The sequence below is a fragment of the Acinetobacter sp. 24-47-47 genome (genome assembly GCF_057737035.1).
In genome coordinates this window covers 1,048,408-1,074,138 of the sequence record NZ_CM173216.1, presented here as the reverse complement: position 1 = coordinate 1,074,138, position 25,731 = coordinate 1,048,408, and the positions used below count along the sequence as shown (strand labels likewise).

The following is a 25,731-nucleotide window of genomic DNA, read 5'->3' as shown; positions in this document are numbered from 1 at the left end:
TTTTGATGAAATAACATACAAAATAGTATCCATCTTTAGTTTGATAATACTGTATGAATTTCATTACTTCTGAATGAAAAGTGAAGAACTGGTAATGAACGTTGATCTCAACTTCCCTGTAATATGAACATTATACGTGTCTCATATTTAAACAGGATGGCAAAAGCGTACATTTCGGACGTTATTGTAAGTGTTAATGTACGGGTATATTAATAAATTACGGAAATACCCAATATTTAGATTAAAGCATTTTGGGTATTTATACTTAAAATATATAATTTAATATCAAATTTAGAGATTTTTGAAACGCAATTTTTCTTGATAGAGCAAGTGATAACGAATACTTTACTTTTAAATAAAGAAGTAATATCTTGCTTACGAAAAAAGGGCTTAAGTAAAATACTTAAGCCCTTTTTTTTAATCTTGGTAGGTATATCCAGACTCGAACTGGAGACCTCTACGATGTCAACGTAGCGCTCTAACCAACTGAGCTATACACCTAGAATGCTTCGCATCTTATGCAAAAATCACTTGGCTGACAAGCCTTTTTCATATTTAACCAAAAGATATGAACAAGTTTTAATCATTGACTTAAAATTTGCGAACTCTTGTTTAGAAATACTCGATTGTGAATAACTTAAGTGCTCGTACAGAATGATAATTTCGAGGAAAACAGCTCTATCATTTTGACTTAAAGGTGATGAAATTCTTTCCAACCATTGTCGAACCGTTTCGTAAGAATAACGGCGATTGTGAAGTCCTAATTTTCTATTGAAAACATGAAGTACCCAATCGATTTGTGAATAGTGTTTTCTCTTTTTTCTCAACATCCATAGCGCATAACATCCTAATATGATTAGTGAGCCTGCAAGGATAATCACAAACACTGAAGCAACTGAATTAATTCCAAATTTTGTCATCCAACTCTGCTGTTGATCAGCATTATATCCAACAACTTTACTTTGCCATTGATAACTTGCGTAATCACTCCATACGCGAACTTTTGTCAAAAAAGGATATTTTGCAACTGACCAATTTGTATTCTCAGAGTAGAGTGTTTGATTATTTTGAATTAAATTTTGCATTCCCTGATCAATACGTTCAGGAGCAATCATTGCAGTGGGATCAATCCTCTGCCATTGACCTCCAAAATATACTTCAGTCCAAGCATGTGCATCTAACTGCCTCACTTCCCAACTTTTCTGGTCTGGCGCAAATTGACCTCCTTGATAACCAGTCACGACTCGGGCAGGAATACCGACATAACGCATCATCATGACAAAACTAGAAGCAAAATGCTCACAAAATCCTTGTCGTGAATTAAACATAAATGCATCTATCCGATCACCACTCAAAACACCGGGAGATAAAGAATACTGAAAGCTATTTTGCTTAAACCAGTCTAAAACTTGCTGGATATAACGCTCTGGCTGCTCTCCACTTTTAATAAATAAGTCCCACGCTAAACTTTGACTTTTGATATCACGCTGATGGAGATACTGGGTGTAATACTGAATTTGAAACTGACTAAGTTCATGATTTATTTTCATCCCACGCCCTAACCAAACTAAGTTTATAGGTTGAGCCGTTTGAATAGGTCGTTGAGCTGAAATACCACCGTCATAACGGAGATAATAATTTCGTTGTTGAGGTACAGATTGCTCTAATCCCATAATCCATTCTACAGAAGGATCTTTAGCCAAATACTGATATTCAACTTTTTGATTTAAATTAGAAAGTTGATAAGAGTTTAACTCGTTTAACCCTCTATTAAATCCATGACTCGTCCATTTTTGACCATCATATTGATCTAAAACCAAAGCTCGCCAATACATTTCTGAACGAGGCGGTAATTTTGTGATATCACCAATAATACGAAATGCTAATTCATTTGACTGAGACAGCTCAGCAATGTCACCTGGGGACATGGAATCACTGATTCCTGTCATCCCCTTATTTTGTTGAATCGGGATATGCCAAAGCGGAGGTAATCGTGGGAAAAAAATAAAGAGCAATATAAAAAAAGGAATTGCCAATCCGATGAATTTACCGACATGAATGACATCGTGCTTTAAGCCATTTTTAGTTTCAGGAGTGGACAGAAACTCCGCGGTTTGAATTCTATACAGTCCTACAAAACAGCTCACTAAGCACAGTACCACTCCCAAAGCAACATACAACGTTTGACTGTATAAAAACGTACTTGCCGCCACGAATAAGGCAAAATTAAAAACGATGATCAAATCACGTTTTTTTTGGGTTTCTAATGCTTTTGCAAATAGAAAAGTTGTCAGCGATGCTACCCCAGCCTCAACACCAACAAAAGTATGGTAATGCAGATAAATCGCGCCAAGTGCAATTGCTGTAAAACTAAATTTTATTGCTTTGGAGACATTTTTTTTACTTTTTTGAATATGCCATAAATATATAAGCTCAATACAGAGCACCAAAATTAAAGCATAAGGTAGATAAATAATCTGGATAAATAAAATGAGTGCCAAACTCAATAGCATGGATTGTGAAACTTTAGGATGTACCATATATCTAAACCTATTTTCTATTTCACACTTTATGCCTGAGCAAGCAGAATTTTAGCCTGCTTGATATGCTCAGCTCCAAATCCTTGATTCAGTTCGGCATGAGGTAACACCAGCTTAAAAGGAATTTGTAATTGCTCACACTGCTCCACCACACCCATCATATATTTGAGCTTTTCTTCATGCTCGACTGACGGCATATGATGATAATGAATATCAACACATCGATCCTTTTGATGCTCTTCAAAAACTTTAATATACAAACCTTGTCCACGAGCAGCCTGCTTCCAAGATACACTTTGTAATGAGTCGCCGACCTGAAAACTTCTTAATTCTTTAAACTCATCTTTTTCCTGATCCAATACAAATTCATTTGAAAAGCTTGTATTCGGATTTATTTTGGCTTGTGGCGCAATCCATGCATGTCGACCATGAAAGATATAAGTCCAAGCTCGAACAAGTCCAAATGGATACACTGAAGCAATGTGTATATCGGGATAGTTATACTGTCCTCGTTGATCAACATGAATCGGTATAACACATTCAGACTGTTTTTGGTCAATGTGAATGTGCTGTGTCTCAGAATCGATGGAGATCGATAAATAACGTGAATATGAATAAGGTTGATTCAAGTAGATTTTAAATAAAATCGAGTGCCCTACCTGTCCGACTTCATCAGTAATGATGTCTATCTCAAGACCATGCAATTGTTTAAAGGTGATATAAAAACTAATGCATAAGATCGCACTAATTAAAAAGCAGAAACCTAATATCAAATTATTGGCATAGTTAATACCCGCAATAAATGTGATCAAAATCAACACAAGATATAAGAAACCTTGCTGATAAATAAAAATCAAAATATCGCGTTGACCAATTTTTTTACTCTGCTCAAACCGAAATCTTTTTTTTAACCATTGCTTCCAGATACTGGTCACCTGCATACCCTCAAATCAATTTAACCTGATTCATTAGGGAGACCGTCTCATCCTCACTCAAGTTTAATCGATGAGCGCATACTGCTGAAAATACAGCTTTTACATCATCAGGAATGACAAAGGCTCTGGCATGCACGATCGCTCTCGCTTGTGATGCTCGTTTTAAAGCCAATAATCCACGCGTCGATAAACCATGCGCACTTTTTCGTGTTACCGCAGCCAAATCCAATAAATAGTCTTGAATTGCATCACTTAAATGGACTTGATGAGTCAAGGATTGCAATCTTAGTATTTCAGTCTCATTAAATACATGGATCAACTGTGCGATTAATTTGGCACGTGATTCTTGTTGAAGAAGTATTTTTTCTGCATGGCGAGATGGATAGCCAAGAGATAACCGCATGAGGAATCTGTCTAACTGAGACTCTGGTAGTGCATAAGTCCCGCTTTGAAAGAGTGGATTCTGAGTTGCTATCACCCAAAAAGGCTGAGGTAAAGCATAACGCTGTCCATCAATCGTGGCGTAGCCCTCTTCCATCGCTTCTAGCAATGCACTCTGTGTCTTAGGACTACAGCGATTAATTTCATCTGCCAAAAGAACTTGGGTAAAGACAGGTCCGTACTTAAATTCAAACTGATGCTCTTTTTGATTAAAAACATTCACGCCAATTACATCACTGGCGAGCATATCATTGGTAAATTGGATTCTTTGAAATGATAAACCTGATAATGATGCCAAACTACTGGCCAATGTGGTCTTACCCAATCCAGGTAAGTCTTCAAATAAAATATGACCACCTGCAATTAAACTACATAAAGCCAATTCAGTTTGCGTATTTTTATCCAAAACAATTTGATTGATTTGTTCTAGAAATAATGAAATTTTGGGAGTAAATGATTGAATCTGAGATTCTAACTCAGGCTGTATAATATCTTTTGATTGAACACTCTGCTTCATTCCCCAAATCATCATTTACATTTCCAAAACTATATATTTCTACCATACAGGTTTTTTTTATTTTCTCAAATATTTCTAATAATCAGTGTATTAAAGAATCAGTATCAAACTTAATGCTGAATAAGCTTCAACTGTGTGAGCATCTCTTCAGGTCCAATTTGAAGGCTTGAATTATTGTTTTCCGCCAGCTTGATCTGTTCAATAAAATAGCTGTTGATCGGTGCATTCCCCCCGAGTGTATTAGCAAGTCTGACCACTTCACCATTAATCCAATCAACCTCCGTCGTGCGCCCTAAATTCAGATCATCCTGCATAGATGAACGAGCTAGTGGATCAATGGCTAACATTTTGCGACTGATCAACTTAAACAACCAATTAGGAAGTCGAAGAATATGAGGAATGATGTTCGCTGGTACAGGCGTTAATTGTGCGGGTTTAATATTTGCCTGCTTTAAAATTTGAAGCGTCTCTAACTGTGCCTGAGCAAGGCACTTTCTATACATTCGATTAGTAAGTTGATTTCTTAAAGTTAGACCAGATAAAGCGTTAATCGAATTGTTCAAGTTGAATAAGACTTTAGCCCACTGTACCTCTAACATATCATCACGGAATTCAACTTGCAGTTTCGCCGCATCTAACACTATTTTTAGCTGATTACTTTCTACAAATTTTTTTATCATTAATGTTCCATCAGAACCTTGATGGAAATGAGACGGTTTGAGTTCTGCGACATTAAATGGAACCATTCCTTCCATAATCTCCCATTCTGGCAGCATTTTTTTTAACCGTGGAACATTACTCACCCCATTTTGAAAACTGATGAGACTCGGTTTATTGAGAGTGTCACAGCTTCGTATTTCAGATGCCACTTGCTCTGTCGCTGCTGATTTTACACAAATCATGACTAAGTCCGTGTCTAAGACTTCTGCTAGATTTGTTGTAAGTCTTAATTGATCTGGAGTGAGCTTATGATGGTAGCCGTTTAAATCACTGAGCTCAAATCCATTTTGGCTTAATTTTTGATAGCTTCTTTCCCTACAGTAAAATGTCACCTGATGGCCTGCTGCGACCATTCTTCCACCGATATAACAGCCAATCGATCCTGCACCATAAATTCCAATTTTCATGTTTTTATCCTTTGTTATTGATCAAGAGTATACGAGTTTCAGAACAATAAATTTGTCAGGTTTTATACAATTAAAACAAATAAAAAACGACACCTCAGTGCCGTTTTTTATTTAATATTAGAAAATTAACATGGACATTTTTTCATACCGCCTGCTGCACTTGGATAGCGTGCATCGACACAATAACGATGAAAAGTTTTTTCATCCATTGGCTCTAGGTCAGGGTGATGCTTTTTCATATGCTCTACATAGTTTTGGTAATCTGGGACACCCACCATTAAACGAAAACTTTGTTGTAGCCGCTGCCAAATCAGTTGAACTGTTTTGATTCCATGCAACATTAAAAACTTCTTCGGCTGAGCCAAAATCGTGAATTTAATGATTTTACCCAATGCCAGCTTTTGACGAATTTGTTCTTTCAAACTCATTTGGTCTCTCCTGCAGGGACTTGATCAGTATAAATTGCTTCAGCTTCCTGAGCCGTTGGCTGCGGATTTGCTAAAGCACGACGAATCACTTTAATGGCAGCAAACAACATCACCACAGCAACAATCATAAAGAATGCACATAACGCAGCATTAATCTGATTAGATAAAGCAACAGTTTGCATTTCCGCAATGGATTTCGCAGGCGCTAAAATTTCGTTTCGCTCAATAGCCGCATTGAAACGATCTGCTTGTGCCAAGAATCCAATTTTTGGATTTTCATGGAAGATTTTTTGCCAACCAGCAGTCATCGCTGTAATGAAGAGGAAAATCGTTGGAACAATGGTGACCCACACATATTTTTCTTTCTTCATTTTGAATAAAATGACAGTACCCAGCATCAGCGCCATCGCAGCTAAAATTTGGTTACCAATACCAAATAATGGCCACAAACTATTGATACCGCCCAGTGGATCAACTACACCTTGATATACAAAGAAACCCCAGCCTGCCACTGCAACGGCAGTACCAATCAAGTTGCCCACAAACGACTTAGAGTTTTTAACCGCAGGGACAACAATACCCACAGTATCTTGAACCATAAAACGGCAAGCACGTGTTCCTGCATCAACAGCAGTTAGAATAAATAGCGCTTCAAACAAGATCGCAAAGTGATACCAAAATGCCATCATTTCACGACTATTAAAAATTTCAGTGATGATGTGCGCCATACCAATCGCAAACGTCGGTGCACCACCAGTACGAGAAAGAATTGTGCTTTCACCAACCTCTTGGGCAAGTAGTGTTAAAGCTTCAGGTGTAACCACAAATCCTAAATTACGTACCGCCTCTGCGGCACTTTCAACCGTCGTTCCTATCACCGCAGCTGGTGAGTTAATGGCAAAATAAACGCCTGGATCCAAGATCGTTGCACAGATCATCGCCATGATTGCGACAAATGATTCCATCAACATACCGCCGTATCCGATCATCCGGATATCGCGTTCATTATTTACGAGCTTAGGTGTAGTTCCTGATGAAACCAATGCATGGAAACCTGAAATTGCACCACAGGCAATGGTAATAAATAAGAATGGGAAAAGTGATCCAGAGAATACAGGTCCCGTACCATCTACGAAGTGGGTAATTGCAGGCATTTTTAATTCAGGCATCGCAAATACGATACCCAATGCTAAACCTGCAATCACGCCAATTTTCAAGAAAGTCGATAAATAATCACGTGGCGCCAATAACAACCATACTGGTAATACAGAAGCGATGAAACCGTAGATAATCAATGCCCATGTTAACTCTGTACCAGATAAAGTGAATAATTGCCCCCAATAAGGATGTTGCGCAATGTTTTCACCATAAATGATACCGAGCATCATCAGTACAAAGCCAATGATTGAAACTTCGGCAATCTTTCCTGGACGGATATATCGCATATATACGCCCATAAATAATGCGATTGGAATGGTAGCAGCAATACTAAACACACCCCATGGACTATTGGTTAATGCTTTAACCACGACGAGTGCAAGCACAGCTAGGATAATGATCATTACCCCTAATGCGCCAAGCATCACAATAATTCCTGCAAATGAACCCAGTTCTTGTTTTGCCATTTCACCCAGTGAACGTCCGTCACGGCGTGTAGAAATAAATAAAACTAGAAAATCTTGGACTGCACCTGCCAGTACAACACCGACTAACAGCCAAATCGTTCCTGGTAAATAACCCATTTGCGCAGCAAGAATAGGCCCAACTAACGGACCAGCACCTGCAATCGCAGCAAAGTGATGACCAAACAGAACACTTTTATTTGTAGGCACATAATCTAGACCATCCGCTAGACGGTGCGCAGGTGTTAAACGCCGAGCATTTAACTCGAATACTTTATTAGCAATAAATAAACTATAAAAACGATATGCAATACTGTAAACACAGACTGCAGCGAGTACGAGCCAAACTGCGTTGACATGTTCTCCACGACTAACCGCTAATATTCCAAAGGATACTGCACCGATTATGGCCACAATAATCCAAATCAATTTCGAAGTCATGGATGACTTCGGTTGTATTTGATCCATATCAAACCCTCATTATTTCGTATTTGCAATCAGCTCAATTTTATTATTCGTGTTACTGCTGTTTTCCCTTGCGACTATACTCCTCAATAATTCTTCTTTACCTTAGACCTTGGCATTAAAAAAGGGATGATTGTCATCATCCCTTTCGATAATAGTATAAATTTACACCATTATGCACGTTCTAAGTATTCACCAGTACGTGTATCAACACGAACGCTTTCTTCTTGTTGAACGAATAATGGAACACGTACTACAGCACCTGTTTCAAGTTTCGCTGGTTTACCACCACCGCCAGAAGTATCACCACGTACGCCTGGATCAGTTTCAACAATTTTTAATACCACGAAGTTAGGTGCATTCACTGTTAAAGGAACACCATTCCATAACATGATTGTGCATTTTTCGTTTGAATCGTCTTTCAACCATTTCGCAGCATCACCCATTGCAACTTTGTCAGCCGCAATTTGCTCGAAAGTCACAGGATCCATGAAGTTCCATAGTTCGCCGTCGTTGTATAAGTAGTCCATTTCTACTTCTACGATATCTGCTGCTTCTAAAGAATCACCAGATTTAAATGTTTTTTCTAATACTTTACCTGATTTAAGGTTACGTAATTTAACACGGTTGAACGCTTGGCCTTTACCTGGTTTAACGTATTCGTTTTCCATGATTGAGCATGGGTTACCATCAAGCATTACCTTAAGGCCAGACTTGAAATCGTTCGTAGAATAATAGGCCATGAGAGGCTCACTCCAAACTTACTAACTTTAATCTATTAATGCGATGGGCTGCTACACTGTCATTTAGCAAGGCTGACAGGTGCATGATATGCCACATGCACATGCATTTATGTTGCGTATTCTAAATGACCAACCTACTCTGCCGCAATGATAAATTCCGAAATACAACGTTTAAGCTGTCTAAGTTCCATGCAGAACTACTGTTGTAGACTTAATTTGATCATCTTTAGGCTTGAGTATTTTCATCCCAACATTCAATAAAGAAGGCTTAATCAGGACACAACTGAGTTTTTCAATGGGTTTTGATTTAAAATGAAGCCTTTCATCTCCCTCTAAATTTAAACTGTATGACCCACTATTTGTATCAAGAGCAACATTGGCAAAATCAACTCAGCGATTTAATCACTGACCCACATGAGCTCATTGAACTCTTGGAATTGCAACCTGAAGATTTAATACATGGTGCAATTTTGGCATCAGCCCAATTTAAATTAAGAGTCCCTCGCGCCTTCGTCGCGAAGATGCAAAAATCTAATCCTGATGATCCACTGTTACTTCAAGTACTCCCTCATCATCTGGAGTTAAATGAACATCCTGATTTTGTGACAGACCCCCTTGATGAGGAGGCTGCCAATTTAATTCCAGGTGTATTACATAAATATCAGTCACGTTTTTTACTGACTTTAACAGGTGCATGTGCTGTTCATTGTCGTTATTGTTTTAGACGTCATTTTCCATATCAAGAAAATTTACCTAAAAATGACGACTGGAAAAAAATACAAGACTACTTACTCGCTCATCCAGAAATCAATGAAGTGATCTTAAGCGGAGGGGATCCCCTAACACTTTCAAATCGTAAACTTGCCGTTTGGATCGATAGATTAAGTTCAATTCCACATCTTAAAATTTTGCGTATTCATTCTAGAGTTCCAATCGTTATCCCAAATCGGCTTGATGATGAACTTATTTCTCTGTTAAAAAACAGTAGGCTACGTATTATTCTAGTGGTACACTCAAACCATGCTACTGAAATTGATGACTTTACCGCTTCGAAATTAATGCAAATTTCACAACAAAATATTTTGGTGTTGAATCAAGCTGTGTTATTAAAAGGTATTAATGATCATGCTGATATTTTGGTTGATCTAAGTCATCGATTATTTGATGCGCGTGTGATGCCTTATTATTTACATGTGTTGGATAAAGTGAAAGGTGCTCAGCATTTTGATTTACCAAGTGAATCTATTGATTCAATCTATAAAGAGGTTTTGGCAAGGTTGCCTGGATACTTGGTTCCAAAGCTGGTTAGAGAAATTGCGGGAGAACAGAATAAAACACCGCTTTATGGAGTTGCCACTTTTTAGAGACTCATTCACATGCTTCAGGCTCAGATTTCAGAAATTTTTCACTATCCTACTGCCTTGACTCGAGATCAACTGAGTTTTGCAAATGCAAATGTTCAGGACTTGGGTTTTTGGGCATCTCAACTTTCAATTATGCAATTAGGTGACACCTCTGAAGCGGTGTTAAAAGCCCTATATGAAATCGCTGAACTCAAATGTTCGGAAACATTGCGCTTTGATCTTATTCAAGCGCTACACCCTTTGATCGAAAATATTTTAGAGAGACTTGAAAAAAACTTTTTAAATCAAGGTCTTTTTCTATCTGACCGTAACAAAGATATTATAGAATTAACCACTCGCTTGAGAACATTATTTGCTGATATCTACATAGATATTGCACAGCGCAGTGAAATGCAGCTAAAACAACAAAAGTTTTCTATTTTGAAGTTTGCTCAAAAGCGTAATGTGAAAACTGCACGACTCCTTTCCAGTTATTACGCTCTTCAACAATTGGGTTTATTGCTAGTACAACAACAGATGCTTTATCGTTCTGCCTTGTCTAAGCAATGGTTAATGACCCATTATCTGTATGATTTGGCATTAAAAAACCAAGAACACACGGTCAATATTAATTTATTGCAAGGCACTCATCACGCTTTAAAAAATATTCAACAGTGCTATGCCCAAGTCTTATTATTAGAAATATTTAATACTCACCAAATTCGTCCTTCTGAGATCTACGCGCTCTATCAATGCACAGCGGATTGGGCACAATTAGTGCAAGTTTTACCACGCGAAACCGCTTTATCTCGTTACGTCATTGATACCACTAAAGATCATCCGCCAGTTTACAACCGAAAACACCATGAGAGTTTTAAACCTAACATTTTCGTGGCGACACAATCGTTGCTTGAGCATGTCAACTTAACCATTCAAAAGGACAATGAATATTTATCTAAGAAAGAGAAAGCATATTTAACTGCGCCTCTTAAATTTCATGTACAAAATGTTTTAGGCTCGACCATTGAACGCAGACATGAACGTTATGAACATTCCGCTCAGTTACAACTCTGTTTCAGTTTACTTACCGCTCATTATTATCTCTCTAAAACCAAAACTTTTAGCGAAACCTTACGACTAACACCGCCTAAATCAAAATCAGAAGACGAGTTTGCATTTACATATTTAAATGACTACCCAGATGCCTATACAGACAAATCAAACAAGGTTCTAGATAAACAGGCACGTCAAATCCATGCGGCTCAAGTTTTAGATATCAGTTTAAATGGTTATCGCGTACGTTGGTTAGAAGAAGAAGCACCTCCAAATTTAAGAACTGGTGAATTTATCCTGATTAATGAGGGAGTGAACAGCAAATGGAAAGGTGGTGTAATTCGTTGGATCAAACAATCTGTTAAAAAAAGCTATGAACTTGGGCTTGAAGTGATTGGACCCGACATCCACCCTTGCGCCGCAAAAGTTTATACAGATCGAAGTTCTTTTAATTATCATCCATGTTTATTTGTACATACCTTGAAGATTGATGCTCCACAGCATTCTCTTATTTTGCCAAATTTACAGTTTTTCAAAGAACAACAATCTATTTATTTACGCTTAACTGATCAAGATATCAAAGTAGAATTGATAAAGACCATGCTCATCACACAAAGTTTTGTTCAATTTGAATTTGAATTATTTAATGATGAGCAGCAATATCTGATTGATGAATTTTTACAACATCAAAACCTTGAATCAAATCGTTTTCAAGATGTATGGGAAGCATTGAAGTGAAAAACCTACTTCTATCAACACAATTAAAACAATCTGGAATGCGCTTACTGATTGTCGATGATAACCAGATTCGTTATAACCATATTATCTCTTTACTCGAAAAACGCGAGTACAAGGTAGAAGCAGTGCTACTCGATGATCAAGTGAGTCTTGAAAAGCAACTTCATTTAGATTGGGATTTAATTCTGTTTGGTCGTGCCTATGAACTGACCTTAACTCATTTTCTTCGACTGCTTGCAGATTCTGATAAAGCTTTTACCCCAACACTTTATCTAGCTCCAGAAGCGCTAGAAATGTCTGAAGTAAAACTCATTTCGATGGGCATCTACGATGTTTTAAATATTGATCAACCTGAACAATGTTTACTTAAAATTATTCGAGCATTGGCTTTTAGTCGCTTACAAAAAAATCAGATGCAATTAACGGATGAACTGAAACACAATGTTCAAATTAAACAAAATTGGATCGAAGAGCATAAAAAAGCAGTTGCAATCATAGAAGAAGGGATTGTCGTTGAATGCAACCATGAGTTTACGCATTTATTTGGCTTCAACACGTTTGATGACGTTATTGGATCCCCGCTCATTGATTTAATACAACCTGAGGATATTCAATCTTTTAAAGCACGATTTAAAAAATTAGCTTTCGGTAAATTTGAGTATGGACCTTTTGAACTGATTTCTCTTAATCCACAGTTAACACATCAAAATCCAGTCCAAATTGAATGTAATCCTACAGATCAAAATCAAATCATTGAAATTACGATTTCAACGCATTTTCAACAGGATGATCAACCATTTAGTCCTCAACTTGAGACTGCACCTCACCAAGACAGTAGAATTGCACCACACACAACATTGGCAAAAATTTTACAACATCTTGAAGAACACCCTGCTCAAGAAAATGCTTTAGTCATCTTCAGCCTAGCCAGTTGTCCAGACTATATCTTGAGTTCTGATTGGGATACTTTTAAAGGCTATTTCGGCAAACTTTCAGACTTTATTCTCGAACAGACCAATGGCGCTGTATTTAAAATTGAAACAGCCCTGTATGCCACTATCATTCAAGCTGAAACGATTAAAGTTCTAAAATCAAGACTCTCTGCGCTACATGCGCTTGAAAAACCTAGGCTCGTCAATCTGGGAGATCAAACCTATCAACAGCATGTCAAAATTGGTTATAGTCTCTTCAAACTGTCAGATTTAAATGTAGTTAATTTTGAACAGCTCATTGCAAATGCTTATAACACACCCCTACCCAATTTATTGAGCAATGATGCTGCTTTAGAGACAACGCTTGAAGAAATTGAAGAGATTCATTTTGAAGTTACTCAAGCAGATGAGCCGACCTCTATTCAGTTGAATACACCTTCTTCTGAAGTAGAGCCTGATCATTCAACAGAATTTGTATTTCAAGCAATTGAAGAACCTGTACAGTCAGACGAAGTTCACGGCGATATCCTAGTACATCTTCGTAAAGTTCTTGAACGCGATCAAATTACGCTAAAGTTCCAACAAATCTATGATAAAGAAGACACTAGTCTTAATACCTATGAAGTAAGCAGTGGGTTTATTTTTGAAAACCAATGGATTCAATTGGATGATATTGAAGAATTGGTGGATGACCCTGAGTTGTCTATTAAAATTGACCGATGGATTTTGGTTGAAGCAGCAAAGCAACTGCACAATTTTTTAACACAATATCCTGAAGCTAAACTGATTATTAATTTACGACACCATGTTCTTTTAAAGCATCATCAATTGGCAGAATTAATTTCAAAACTGCTCATGATTGTAGGCGCAAAAGCACCTCAACCACTGATTTTACAGTTTAAAGAAAAATACATTGCTCAACATTTAAATGAAATTCTGCCTGCGATTGAGGTATTGAGAGCGCAAGGTGCAGATATTGCCGTTTGTGAGTTTGGATTAAGTAAATGTAGCGATCTCATTCTCAAAGTTGCCAATATTCAGAATTTCACGCTGCATGAAGAATTCACAGATGATTTAAATACTGAAGAAGGTATTGAACGTTTTAAACAAGCGATTGAATACTTCAATAGTCATCGATCAGTCAATTTATTACTCAAAAATCTCAATGATATGAATAGCTTTGCCAACGCGTGGAATGTCGACGTGAGATTTTTACAAGGTGATTATTACCAGCGTAAATTGGATCAGCTCATGAATGTTCAAGATCAAAGTTAAATCCGAATTTTGGACATAAAAAAACAGGCTGAACGCCTGTTTTTTATTTTGGGTATTAACGTTTGATAGAACGTGACATACCAGCAAAACGTTGTTTGAACTTGTCGATACGACCGCCAGTGTCAACGTTCTTTTGCTTACCAGTGTAGAATGGGTGGCAAGCTGAGCATACGTCTAGGTAAAGTGTTTCTTTACCAACAGCTGAACGAGTTTCGATTACGTTACCGCAAGAGCAAGTAGCAACTAATTTTTCGTATTTTGGGTGAATATCGGCGCGCATGGTCGATTCTCCATAGAGTTAAGAAGGCTTTAGCTGTCATCGCAATTGATCACTCTCTTCATCCATTACAACAGACGCAGAGGAAAGGCTGAAATACAGCAGATCAACACCACAACAGACCATTCTTTTGGCCCACCGAGACGGCTTCCGTCAGAGCTAAGCACAACAAGTGGACGACATTATACGCCACTTTATTTCAGATAGCGAATTTTTCCTTTAAGACTTTTCAATTTGCTTGGACCAATGATTTGCAATAATTCCGCACACCATTAATTGGATTTGATGGAAAATCATAATTGGCAATATGATCATCCCCATAGGTTGTCCAATGAAAAGAATTTGCGCCATAGGCACTCCACTTGCGAGTGTTTTCTTAGAACCACAAAAAAATACAGCGATTTGATCGGCACGATTAAATCCAAACCACTTTGGGGCGTGATAGGCTAAAAGCATAATCAAAGTCAGAAGCACAGAGCATGCAATAATTAACCACATTAAGGTCACCCCACTGACTTCATTCCATAGACCTGCTACGACTGCACTACTGAATGCGCCATACACCACCAAAAGAATTGAGCCTTGATCAAAAGTTTTGACAATACTCGGGGCTTTTTGAATCAGAGGAAAAACGATAGGACGCAATAATTGTCCCAGAATAAATGGAACCAATAACAGCAGAATAATTTTGACGATCGCACTGGTTGGATCAAACCCATGATCAGACTGGCCTAAAATAAATAAGGTCACTAATATAGGTGTGATAAACATACCAATAATATTAGAGAATGAAGCACTACACACAGCACTTGCGACATTACCACCTGCTACTGAAGTAAATGCAATAGAAGACTGAACTGTTGAGGGTAAGAAGCACATAAACAAGAAGCCCCAATACAGTTCTTGTCCAAGTAGCGGTAGCAATACAGGTTTAGCCATTAACCCTAGAATTGGGAAAACTGCAAACGTCAGTGCAAAGACCAAACTGTGTAATTGCCAATGTTTAATGCCTTGAATCACCGCCTCACGTGATAACTTTGCACCATGTAAAAAAAATAGGATTGCAATTGCAATCGTGGTGAAATAAGAAAAATAGTGAGCAGCAACACCTGAAATTGGCATCAGTGACGCTAAAATCACCATAACAAACAGCAATATCGTGAAACGATCTAACGCTAAGAGCTTTAGCACCCCATATCCCTCTTTTTATTCTCTAAATTGAAAATAAGCCCAATACTCATCGATTGGGCTTATCTTTAAAATTTTACTCACCAATCAGCGAGTGAAACTTAATTATTTCTCGCATTACTGTCTTGTTGAATAAGTTCAATCTTGTAACCATCTGGATCTTCCACAAAAGCGATTACGGTTACACCGCCTTTCATTGGTCCAGCTTCACGGACAACATTACCACCACGTGCTTTGATTTCTTCACACGCTTTATAAGCATCATCCACTGCGATCGCAATATGACCATACGCATTACCCAGCTCATAGCTGTCTGTATCCCAGTTATGCGTTAGCTCAAGAACAGTATTGTTTTCTTCATCACCATAACCTACAAAGGCTAAAGTGAATCGACCTTCTTCATAATCGCGTTTACGAAGCAAAGTCATACCGAGTACTTCAGTATAGAACGCCAATGAACGCTCTAAATTGCCTACACGTAACATGGTATGTAACATTCGCATAAAATTTACCTATTGATTGAAAGATGTACTTTTCAACTGATTTAACAATTTCGCCACCCAAATAACAAGTAACAAAATAGGTAAACCCATTAAAAAAGTCATAAAGAAGAATGATGAATAACCGAAGTTTGTCACTATTGTACCTGAATAGCCACCAATCATCTTTGGAAGTAATAACATCAATGAACTAAAAATTGCATATTGCATTGCTGTAAATGAAACGCTAGTCAAACTTGATAGGAACGCAATAAATACTGCACCAGCAAGTCCTGATGCGAGATTGTCAAATACAATCCCCATCACCAGCCACACCTTGCTATAAGGGACAACCACTTTACCTTTGAGTTCGACTATTTGATCACTATCAACTTGAACAGCTGGAAGATCAGATAAAGCCATACGTGACTTCGGTTGGATCGTTGAAACTGTTTTATAAATATGATCTTGGGTTAATTCATGCGCCTGACCTGCATGCTGCACAACCGCTTGCACCGTAAATTTAGTGTGGTCTTTTAGACTGTCTCCGGGGACGACCACGCTCCAATTATTTTGATCCAACTTCGCAGGTATCACTTGCTGATTTGAAATACGAATATTCAGTGTTTGTAGTGTGCTGTCAGCTTTTAAGTTCGAGAGTTGACCGCGAATAATGACATCCTTGCTTAACTCATCTTGGTAGAGAACATTATCCCCTCCAATGGCTTGGATGAAAATCTGAGAATCATCTTGACTCGAATAGCGTTGAAGCGGGATTTCAACATTCAGGGCTTTATCATAACCATCAGGGGTGGATAACACTTGAATACTATTATGTTCAGCAAAATTAGATGCAGGGAGCTTTAAAGACCAGTTCCCCACTTCATCAGGAGTCACTTGATGCTGTTGCCCCCCCATTTGTACCAAGACTTGATTCATCGTTGGTCCAGATTTTACGAGCCCCACAAAGATGAGATTGGTCGTGCTGGCAACAATAGCGCCCACCAACATCATTTTCATAATGTTATAACGCTGAGCTAATAAGCCTCCAAGGAAGCCACCTAAAATTACAAAAAAAATGGCGAAAAACTTGTTAAACCAAGCGATTTCTTCTTTATCAAAATTCAAATCAAGATAAAAAAGATTGGCAACCACTCCAGCGACAATATCTGAAATTCGATAAAAACCAATGAGTAATAAAATAGCTAACGCAACTTTCAAACCATAACGTTTGAAGAAATCTAAAATCGGTGATAGCCATGTCTCGACGACTATTTTTTCATCAATGAGTTTTGCTCGGATTAATCCAAATACGACTAGCACAGCCAACGCCACACTCGCGAAGAAACGTAAAACTTGCCCGATAAATGACAAAAAATTACCATCAATATTTAACTGTGAAATCCAAGCACCAAATTGGAGAAACCCACAAACGAAAACTACTGTTGAAATCACAAAGACGATAAATAACTGAAAATAATCCTTTGCTTGATATTGATGAGGTTCTTGATTTACTACCGGTTCATGAATCACTAAAGTCGTCACAATCCCAATCATCATCAATCCAGCCATAAGTAAATAGGTGGACTGCCACGCCTCATAAATATAGTTACCCATGGCTGTACCAAGTGATGCAGCGAAGAGTAATGCACCGAGCTGAGTTACAATGGTCGCAATTCGATAACCTGCGTTATAGGTCGAAGCCATAACCGTCTGAACACTCGTATCTTGTGTCAACTCAATACGATAAGCATCCACAATAATATCTTGTGTCGCTGATGAGAATCCGAGAAAGATTGCGGATATCGCCATGAACGTTAAACTTGAAAATGGCCCTACACTTCCTCCATGAATACTCGGATCAGTAAATGCCATTGAACAAATAGCAATTGCGACCAAAATCTGTGAAACCAACAACCACCCTCGTCGTTTACCCAATTTCCTTGTTAAATAAGGCAATGGTAATCGGTCAATCAAAGGTGCCCAAATGAACTTGAAGGCATAAGCTAAGGCTGCCCATGAAAACATGGTAATGGTACTACGCTGAATACCGGCTTCACTCAACCAGAAAGATAGAGTTGAAAAAATCAGAAAAATTGGGATACCTGATGAGAAACCCAAAAAAAGCATAATGATCGCGCGTCGATCAAGAAAGGCTTTAAATGCCGAAGTCCATCCAGCTGATTCTGGTGACGAAGATTGTGATGTCATTGCGTTGTTATTTTCAGTGAAAAGTACTCTCGCTATTCAACTCTGTAATGCGCTTGGTTTCAATATAATTTACGCAAACTTCACCGAGTATTTCATCAATTTGATCTATCTCAACTTGATATTTTTGGCTAAACCTGTATACCTTAAACTATCAAATGTAAATTATAGTTTTGGATTTCACCTGTGACCCAGAGACACGATCAAATTAGTTCCACCGCAGTAGCTTTAACCACGACATCCACAAACTTAGAACAAAACTCGCAAAACAAGCTCCTATCCGTATTTGAACTTGAAGCCACGCAAAACACCTTGAATGCAACAGCACTCAAACCAGAACAACTGACGCATATTCCAAATTATGACAATATTCCTGCGTCTACAAAACGTATCAAGCCTCTTAATAATTTTTTAGGACAAGATCGTGCTAAAGCATCTGTAGAAGCAGGCATTGCCCTTCCATACTCAGGCTATAACATCTTTGCTGTGGGTACGGCAGGGTTGGGTAAACGCACCATGATTAAGCGCTTACTCCAACAACATGCCAAAGATATGCCTACACCGGATGATTGGGTTTATGTATACAACTTCAAAAATGCACGCAACCCAATTGCGCTTAACTTTCCTGCAGGACAAGGCGCAAAGTTTCAAAGTACGCTACATCAAACATGGCAAACCATTTTCAAACAGCTCGAACGTCGTTTTAGTGCTGAAACGTATCACAATCGGATTGAAAAAATTCGTTTAACGACAGGTCATGAACAACAACAAGCTTTGATTGAGCTCACCAAAGAAGGTGAAGAGCTTGATTTAAAGTTGATCAGTCGTAATGAAGAACACTGCTTTATTCCTGTTCATCTTAAAGACAATAAAATTCAAGAGATGTCTCAAGATGACATCAATGCACTGAGTAGCAAAGAACGTTCTGAAATTGCGTCTAATATCCGTTATATGGATAAAAAGCTTGAGCGTTTAGGTTTACAGATTGGTGATCTTGAAGATGAAGCACGTGATATGGTGTCTGAGTTGAATCGTGACATTGCCAAACAAGTCATTATTCCTCGCATGGAACATATTTTAAATAAATTTCCAGATATCAAACATCTTGAACAATACTTAAAATTATATGCTCAAGATATTATCGACAATGTGGAAACCGTACTAGAACAGGAAGAAAGTGATTTTTCACCTGCATTATTTAACCGTGTCCCTGCGCGTTATCAAGCAAATTTAGTCATTAGCCACAAGCCAAATTCTGGGGCACCAGTCATCTTTGAAGATTTCCCCACACATTACAACTTACTTGGCCATGTTGAACAATTAACGCAAAATGGCACTATCAGCACTGATTTTACTTTAATACGACCTGGTGCACTGCATCGTGCCAATGGTGGTTTTTTAATGCTTGAGGCTGAGCAGCTTTTAGAGCAACCTTACGCATGGCAAGGACTCAAACGAGCGATTAAGTCTGGTCAAATTAAACTCTCATCTCTAGAGCACATGCTAACGCTGACGGGCAGCATTTCAATTGAGCCCGCTTCGATTCCATTACAATTGAAAGTCATTTTAATGGCTGAACCAGAAATCTATTATGAGATTCTGGAGGTGGAGCCTGAGTTAGGAAGTATCTTTAAAATCAGAGCTGATTTTACCGACACATTACAACGTAATGACGAAAATGAACAAGCTTATATGCATTTGATTGCAGACTATGTTCAATCCTCTAAACTCCTTCCATTTGATCGTTCTGCCTTGGCTGCTTTACTGACCGACTCAAGTCGTCAAGCAGAGGATCAGAGTTCGTTGTCACTACATGCCTTAACTTTAGGTGATCTGATTCATGAATCTCATCACCATGCATCCAAATCTAATGCAACTATGGTGACAGCAGAACATATCGGCACTGCGCTCAAACACCGCCAATATCGTCTAGGTTATTTACGAGAGTTGTACTGGCAAGATTTATCTCGTGGTACACAGCTTATCGAAACGCGTGGTCATCGACTCGGTCAGATAAATGCTTTGTCCGTGATTCACTACGCCGATGTCGAATTTGGCCTACCATCACGCTTGACTGCTTCAGTGTATCAGGGTGGCGGCGATATTTTAGATATCGAACGTAGCGTGGAGTTAGGCGGTTCACTTCATGCTAAAGGTGTACTGTTAATGTCGTCTTTCTTAAAGGCACATTTCGGACGTGAACAAACCTTGCACTTCTCTGCCGCTTTGGCTTTTGAACAAAGTTATGGTCAAGTCGATGGTGATAGTGCAACCGTTGCAGAACTCTCCGCTTTAATTTCTGCGATCAGCCAACTGCCGATTGATCAGTCATGGGCGATTACGGGTTCAATGAATCAACTGGGCCAAGTACAACCGATTGGTGGCGTCAATGCCAAAATCGAAGGTTTCTTTGATGCATGTAAACTTCAAGGTTTAACAGGCAAACAAGGTGTCATTATTCCACGTCAAAACATGCAGCATCTAATGTTACGTCAAGATGTGATTGATGCTGTCGAGGCCGGTCAATTCAATATTCATGCCATCAACACAATTGATCAAGCACTTGAGATTCTCATGGCGCGTCCTGTCGGAGAATTAAATAAAAAAGGTCGCTATACCAAAGGATCAATTTACGCTGCTGTCATGGAGCAGCTAGAATATTGGCAAGCCATTGAAGATGGCGCTGAAATTGAAGAAGAGCCAAAGAAAAAGAAAAAAAAGAAGAAAAAAGACAAAGCTAAAAAAGATAAAGCGATCAATGCTGAAGAACAACCTTCTCAACTCGCTGATGAAACTTCAAACTAGTTTGAAGTTTTCAAAATAAAAAAAGCACCCATCGGTGCTTTTTTTATTGCGCTCAAATTAAGCTTCAGGCGCTGGGCTATATTGCTCCACGAGCGTTTTTAATTCGCCTGTTTGGAACATTTCTAGCATAATATCACTACCACCGATCAACTCACCATTGATCCATAATTGTGGGAATGTTGGCCAGTTTGCAATTTGTGGCAAAGTCGCACGAATGTCTTGGTTTTCAAGAATATTTACATAAGCAAATGGGCGACCAATTTGGCTCAATGCTTCAACTGCACGTGCAGAGAAACCACATTGTGGGAACTGTGGTGTGCCTTTCATATAAAGAAGAACTGCATGTTTTGCAATTTGATCACGAATTAACGCTTCTGTATCACGCACTTGTTCAGTCATTGATTAAATCCTCAACTATTCTGCCTGCATTATACCTAAAACCGCCGTAAAGAGTATGGATTGGTAAATTTTTCCAGTTTAATTTGCAATTAGGCTTTTAATCTTAAGCAGATTTTGCTTAGATAAACTTTTATTTTCCACCTAACAAATACGAGTTAGACATGAACAATATCACCCTCGCTCCAGTTCAAACTGATCAACCATCTCATTTGATGCCTGTATTCAGCCGTCAACCGATCAGCTTTGTGCGTGGCCGAGGTTCGTATCTTTATACAGCTGAAGGTACAGAATATTTAGATGCGCTGACTGGCATTGCAGTATGTGGTCTAGGTCATGCACATCCAGTTTTGGCAGAAGCAATTGCAGAACAAGCGGCGACGCTTATTCACACCAGTAATATTTATGAAGTACCTTGGCAGACTGCAGCTGCGCAAAAGTTAGCTGAAGTATCTGGTATGGAAGAAATTTTCTTCTCGAATAGTGGTGCTGAATCAAATGAAGGTGCAATTAAAATTGCGCGTAAATATGGTCATCTGCAAGGTATTGCTCTTCCGAAAATCATTGTAGCTGATCATTCTTTCCATGGTCGTACAATGGCAACACTTTCTGCGACAGGCAATAAAAAAGTACAAGAAGGTTTTGGCCCGCTCGTTGAAGGTTTTATCCGAGTACCTTTTGGCGACATTGAGGCAATTGAAGAAGCAGCAATCAACCATCCAGATATCGTCGCGATTCTCGTTGAACCGATCCAAGGTGAAGGTGGTGTAAATACTGCCCCTCAAGGTTTTAGTTATCTTGAAGAAATTCGTCAAATCTGTAATCAACATAATTGGTTGATGATGCTAGATGAAGTTCAAACAGGTAACGGTCGTACAGGAAAATATTTCGCGTATCAACATACCAATATTATTCCTGATGTCATGACGACAGCTAAAGGCTTGGGTAATGGTTTCCCAATTGGTGCAGTGATGACTCAAGGTAAAGGTGTAGGTATTCTTACTGCAGGTAACCACGGATCAACTTATAGTGGTACTGCATTAGGTTCGCGCATTGTCTACACGATTATCGATTTGATGCAAAAAGAAAATATTGTTGAAAATGCAGCAACAATTGGCCAATACTTAGTTGATCAATTCCGTACACAACTTGCAGATCAAAACGTTATTGTTCGCGGCTTTGGTATGATGATTGGTATTGAATTACCAAAACCATGCGCAGAGTTGGTGGATATTGCACGCATAGAGCACAATCTAATTATTAATGTCACCGCAGGTAATGTCGTTCGTTTGTTGCCAGCGTTGAATATGAATCAAGAACAAGCTGATGATTTATTAAAACGCTTAGTTCCAGCGATTAAAAACTTTTTGGCTTAAGCCAAGATCAATAAAAAAGCCGCATATTGCGGCTTTTTTATTAAGAAGAACACTTAAGATGCTTCTTGGAATACTCGACCACCAGGCAACTGGCTGAAATATTGTTTTAAAGCATCTAGGCAGCGATGAATTTTCATTGGTTGTTGTTCACGTTTTAATGTCATTGCATTCAAAGTGTATGCAGGTAACTTCCATTCAGGTAAAACTTCAACCAATGTGCCATTCATTAATTCTTTTTGCACATCCAGATATAATAATCGCGCAATGCCGTGACCATTTTGGCACAGTGATTTAGCGACATAAACATTGTTTGTCTGTAAACGATTTTCCATGGACACATTTACCAATTCACGCGATGTACTGTGTTCAAATGTCATCATTTGCTGATTTTTTACAATATTTACTGGAATCAAATCATGCTGTGCTAAATCTTCAGGTCTTGAAATAACTGCATTTTGATTCAAATAACTTGGTGAAGCCACCAAGACTTGATCCACACGTGCAAGCGGCAGACAAGATAAGTGATTAGACTCATCCACGCGAGAACACATTCTCACTGCAATATCGATTCTTTCTTGAATCAAATCGACAAATTGATTTTCAACTTCAAAGTGAACGGTTAAACCACGATGTGCCGAAATCCAATGCGACAACGCAGGAACTACATGGGTTGCACCGAGTTCTGGCGTTGTTGCAATACGTAAATCACCAACTAAATCGTCTCGTAACTCATTAATTCGAATTTTACCGCGCTCTGCTGCAGCGAGCATTTCTTGACAGCTATGAAAAAAGGCCTGCCCTGCTTCCGTTAAACTTAGTTTTCTTGTGGAACGGTGCAGAAGTGTTACTTCCATTTCTTGTTCTAGTGAACGAATTTGCTGACTAACCGCACTCGTCGTAATGCCTAAATCTCGAGCAGCACCACTGAAAGAGCTTTTTTCAACAACACATGCAAATACGCCCATCGAGCGAAGTTGATCTAACATAAATTTCCCTCTGAAATTATGAGATGCTTCTCTAATTAACAAAAATTAACAAAAGCAACTCATTGTATTATACGAAGAAATTGTTAAATTGCACTAAATATCTTCAGTTGATTGGCAAAATATTTGCTGGATTGATTGGCTTACCATCTAAACGAACTTGAAACTCAAGCATCGTACGGGTTGCACCACTCGAGCCCATTTCTGCAATTTGTTGCCCTGCACTTACGTTTTGCCCACTCTTCACTAACATCCGGTTATTGTGCGCATACGCAGTGATATAACCATCAATATGTTTAATGAGCACCAAATTACCATATTCTTTTAAACCATCAGCAGCGTAAACCACTTGACCATCAGCTGCTGCAAAAATTGGATCACCAACATTGCCACCAAAACGTAATCCCTTGACATTACTTGCCACATTGAAGTTTTCAATGACTGGACCATTCGAAGGTTTCACCCAGCGTAATGAAGTTGCTTTAGTCGAAGTCGTCGGTACTGCAGCAGTTACCGCTGGTACTGGTGTGGTTTGTGGTGGTGGCGTAACCACAGCTGGTTTTGTTGGTAACTGAATGGTTTGACGTTGAATCTGAGTTTCAGTCGCTGTCAAAGGACGCGTGGTCGAACGTGTCACTTGTCGATTGCCAGAGGGTTTTAATCTTAAAGATTGATTTACATAGATGCGATAAGGCGGTGCAATATCGTTCATCTCCGCAATGCTCAAATAGCTCAATCCATAACGTGCCGCAATTTTACTTAAAGTGTCGCCAGAACGAACTGTATAGAAGTCAGGGGCAACAGCATAACGAGCAGAATTGTGGATTTGGGGTTTCGATGCACAGCCCGACAAACCAAGAAAAGAAGCGACAGCAACCGCGATCAATGCTGAGTGAATAGATGGTTTAGACAACTTCAAAACTGTTTTGGGTCTGGCCAAAAGCATGATTTCCCTCTCTGACAAAAGATTAAAAAGACTGAATTCGGCTTAAGAGTAGCAAAATTAATGCTAAATTCACCGTTTCAAATATATTTTTCACAAAGTTATAACACATCCTACCTGTGGTCGTTCAATTAAAGCTCTAACTGAGATTCAAGTGAAGCCAACACCTGATAGTTGGTAGCATCCATTTGGATCGGTGTCACACTGACATATCCATTTGCAATGGCATAAAAGTCTGACTGATAACCCAGTTGGCTTTTTTCGGGATCTGTTACGGCCTCTCCAGCCAAACCAATCCAAACAACTTGACGACCTCTCGGGTCCACTTGTGTGGTAATCGGTTTCGTTTGTTTTCTTCTTCCTTGATAAGTCACCAATGTCCCTTTTATTTCAGCCGTATCTGGAATATTAATATTGAAAATATGACGCGGTGGTAACTCAGGCAAACCATTTTTAATAAACTCATATACCCAATTTGCAGCTTGTGCATAATCTTGAGCATCTTGATACGAACGAACATTTGGACCAGCCAATGAAACTGCGATTGCAGGTTGTTTCATGAGTCGGCCTTCAAACGCGGCCCCAACTGTACCTGAATACAACACATCATCGCCTAAATTCGCACCACTGTTGATCCCGCTTACAACTAGATCAAATTCAAAATCAAATAGACCATTCATGGACAGATAAACACAGTCCGCTGGTGTACCATTAATTGCCCATACATCTTCTGAAATTTGCACGGGTCGCAATGGACGATCAAGCGTTAATGCACTTGAAAAACCACTCCGCTCACTTTCTGGAGCAACCACGACTACTCGACCCAAAGGTTTTAATGCTTGTGCTAATGCTTGTATTCCTGGTGCGAACACACCGTCATCGTTGGCAATCAAAATATTCAAAACAATTCACTCAAT

At 38.8% G+C, this 25,731-nt stretch carries 20 protein-coding genes and 1 tRNA gene; 5 read left to right on the top strand and 16 right to left on the bottom strand.

Annotation, left to right across the window (positions count from 1 at the left end):
• Positions 1-424: 424 nt before the first annotated feature.
• The 8 genes from AC1M9E_RS04935 to efp form a co-directional block, all read right to left on the bottom strand.
• Positions 425-501, bottom strand: a tRNA-Val gene (locus AC1M9E_RS04935).
• A 26-nt stretch (positions 502-527) separates the two neighbouring features.
• On the bottom strand, positions 528-2,540 hold the full coding sequence (locus AC1M9E_RS04930) for a transglutaminase TgpA family protein (RefSeq protein ID WP_481596854.1): 2,013 nt from the start codon (positions 2,538-2,540) through the stop codon (positions 528-530).
• Between the two features lie 29 nt (positions 2,541-2,569).
• On the bottom strand, positions 2,570-3,475 hold the full coding sequence (locus AC1M9E_RS04925; protein ID WP_481596853.1) for a DUF58 domain-containing protein: 906 nt from the start codon (positions 3,473-3,475) through the stop codon (positions 2,570-2,572).
• 10 nt (positions 3,476-3,485) lie between these two features.
• Positions 3,486-4,445 (bottom strand): AAA family ATPase, encoded by a 960-nt coding sequence (locus AC1M9E_RS04920; protein ID WP_035265922.1) that lies wholly within the window; start codon positions 4,443-4,445, stop codon positions 3,486-3,488.
• A 98-nt stretch (positions 4,446-4,543) separates the two neighbouring features.
• Positions 4,544-5,560: a 2-dehydropantoate 2-reductase gene (locus tag AC1M9E_RS04915; protein ID WP_481607043.1), complete on the bottom strand. Its 1,017-nt coding sequence runs from the start codon at positions 5,558-5,560 to the stop codon at positions 4,544-4,546.
• Positions 5,561-5,685: 125 nt separating this feature from the next.
• Positions 5,686-5,988, bottom strand: a complete 303-nt coding sequence (locus AC1M9E_RS04910) for a YbdD/YjiX family protein (protein WP_092766102.1) — start codon at positions 5,986-5,988, stop codon at positions 5,686-5,688.
• Positions 5,985-8,078, bottom strand: a complete 2,094-nt coding sequence (locus AC1M9E_RS04905) for a carbon starvation CstA family protein (RefSeq protein WP_092766101.1) — start codon at positions 8,076-8,078, stop codon at positions 5,985-5,987. Before AC1M9E_RS04905 ends, AC1M9E_RS04910 begins: the two co-directional genes overlap by 4 nt.
• Before the next feature lie 170 nt (positions 8,079-8,248).
• Positions 8,249-8,818 (bottom strand): elongation factor P, encoded by a 570-nt coding sequence (gene efp / locus AC1M9E_RS04900; protein WP_035265851.1) that lies wholly within the window; start codon positions 8,816-8,818, stop codon positions 8,249-8,251.
• Between the two features lie 347 nt (positions 8,819-9,165).
• Here efp and epmB point away from each other — a divergent pair, with 347 nt between their 5' ends.
• The 3 genes from epmB to AC1M9E_RS04885 are packed head-to-tail and all read left to right on the top strand — an operon-like array spanning position 9,166 to position 14,159.
• On the top strand, positions 9,166-10,182 hold the full coding sequence (epmB, locus tag AC1M9E_RS04895) for an EF-P beta-lysylation protein EpmB (RefSeq protein WP_481607045.1): 1,017 nt from the start codon (positions 9,166-9,168) through the stop codon (positions 10,180-10,182).
• 12 nt (positions 10,183-10,194) lie between these two features.
• Entirely contained in the window at positions 10,195-11,952 is a 1,758-nt protein-coding gene (locus AC1M9E_RS04890; RefSeq protein WP_481595521.1) for a GTPase, read from the top strand.
• The gene (locus AC1M9E_RS04885; RefSeq protein WP_481954240.1) at positions 11,949-14,159 is read left to right on the top strand and encodes an EAL domain-containing protein; all 2,211 of its coding nucleotides are present in this window, start codon (positions 11,949-11,951) and stop codon (positions 14,157-14,159) included. Before AC1M9E_RS04890 ends, AC1M9E_RS04885 begins: the two co-directional genes overlap by 4 nt.
• Before the next feature lie 55 nt (positions 14,160-14,214).
• Here the strand turns inward: AC1M9E_RS04885 and rpmE are convergent, their stop codons facing one another.
• The 4 genes from rpmE to AC1M9E_RS04865 all read right to left on the bottom strand — a co-directional run bounded on the left by rpmE (position 14,215) and on the right by AC1M9E_RS04865 (position 18,314).
• Positions 14,215-14,439 carry a 50S ribosomal protein L31 gene (gene rpmE, locus AC1M9E_RS04880; protein WP_004971624.1) on the bottom strand — a complete coding sequence of 75 codons (225 nt, stop codon included), beginning with the start codon at positions 14,437-14,439 and terminating at the stop codon, positions 14,215-14,217.
• Positions 14,440-14,655: 216 nt separating this feature from the next.
• Positions 14,656-15,627: a bile acid:sodium symporter family protein gene (locus AC1M9E_RS04875; RefSeq protein ID WP_481607047.1), complete on the bottom strand. Its 972-nt coding sequence runs from the start codon at positions 15,625-15,627 to the stop codon at positions 14,656-14,658.
• 98 nt (positions 15,628-15,725) lie between these two features.
• Positions 15,726-16,127, bottom strand: a complete 402-nt coding sequence (gloA, locus tag AC1M9E_RS04870) for a lactoylglutathione lyase (protein WP_481588447.1) — start codon at positions 16,125-16,127, stop codon at positions 15,726-15,728.
• Positions 16,128-16,136: 9 nt separating this feature from the next.
• Positions 16,137-18,314: an AmpG family muropeptide MFS transporter gene (locus tag AC1M9E_RS04865; protein WP_481595524.1), complete on the bottom strand. Its 2,178-nt coding sequence runs from the start codon at positions 18,312-18,314 to the stop codon at positions 16,137-16,139.
• A 183-nt stretch (positions 18,315-18,497) separates the two neighbouring features.
• Here AC1M9E_RS04865 and AC1M9E_RS04860 point away from each other — a divergent pair, with 183 nt between their 5' ends.
• Positions 18,498-21,116, top strand: a complete 2,619-nt coding sequence (locus AC1M9E_RS04860) for a Lon protease family protein (protein ID WP_488225090.1) — start codon at positions 18,498-18,500, stop codon at positions 21,114-21,116.
• A 57-nt stretch (positions 21,117-21,173) separates the two neighbouring features.
• Here the strand turns inward: AC1M9E_RS04860 and grxD are convergent, their stop codons facing one another.
• Positions 21,174-21,515, bottom strand: coding sequence for a Grx4 family monothiol glutaredoxin (gene grxD, locus AC1M9E_RS04855; protein ID WP_092766094.1), 342 nt, complete (start codon positions 21,513-21,515; stop codon positions 21,174-21,176).
• Positions 21,516-21,676: 161 nt separating this feature from the next.
• Here grxD and AC1M9E_RS04850 point away from each other — a divergent pair, with 161 nt between their 5' ends.
• A complete protein-coding gene (locus AC1M9E_RS04850) occupies positions 21,677-22,888 on the top strand; it encodes an acetylornithine/succinylornithine family transaminase (protein WP_481954243.1) in 1,212 nt (403 codons plus the stop codon).
• 53 nt (positions 22,889-22,941) lie between these two features.
• Here AC1M9E_RS04850 and AC1M9E_RS04845 read toward each other — a convergent pair whose 3' ends face one another.
• From AC1M9E_RS04845 to surE, 3 genes are all read right to left on the bottom strand, one after another.
• Positions 22,942-23,874, bottom strand: coding sequence for a LysR family transcriptional regulator (locus tag AC1M9E_RS04845; RefSeq protein ID WP_179998372.1), 933 nt, complete (start codon positions 23,872-23,874; stop codon positions 22,942-22,944).
• A gap of 103 nt (positions 23,875-23,977) precedes the next feature.
• Positions 23,978-24,817: a peptidoglycan DD-metalloendopeptidase family protein gene (locus tag AC1M9E_RS04840; RefSeq protein WP_179998373.1), complete on the bottom strand. Its 840-nt coding sequence runs from the start codon at positions 24,815-24,817 to the stop codon at positions 23,978-23,980.
• 128 nt (positions 24,818-24,945) lie between these two features.
• Positions 24,946-25,716: a 5'/3'-nucleotidase SurE gene (surE, locus tag AC1M9E_RS04835; protein ID WP_035270482.1), complete on the bottom strand. Its 771-nt coding sequence runs from the start codon at positions 25,714-25,716 to the stop codon at positions 24,946-24,948.
• Positions 25,717-25,731 lie beyond the last annotated feature (15 nt).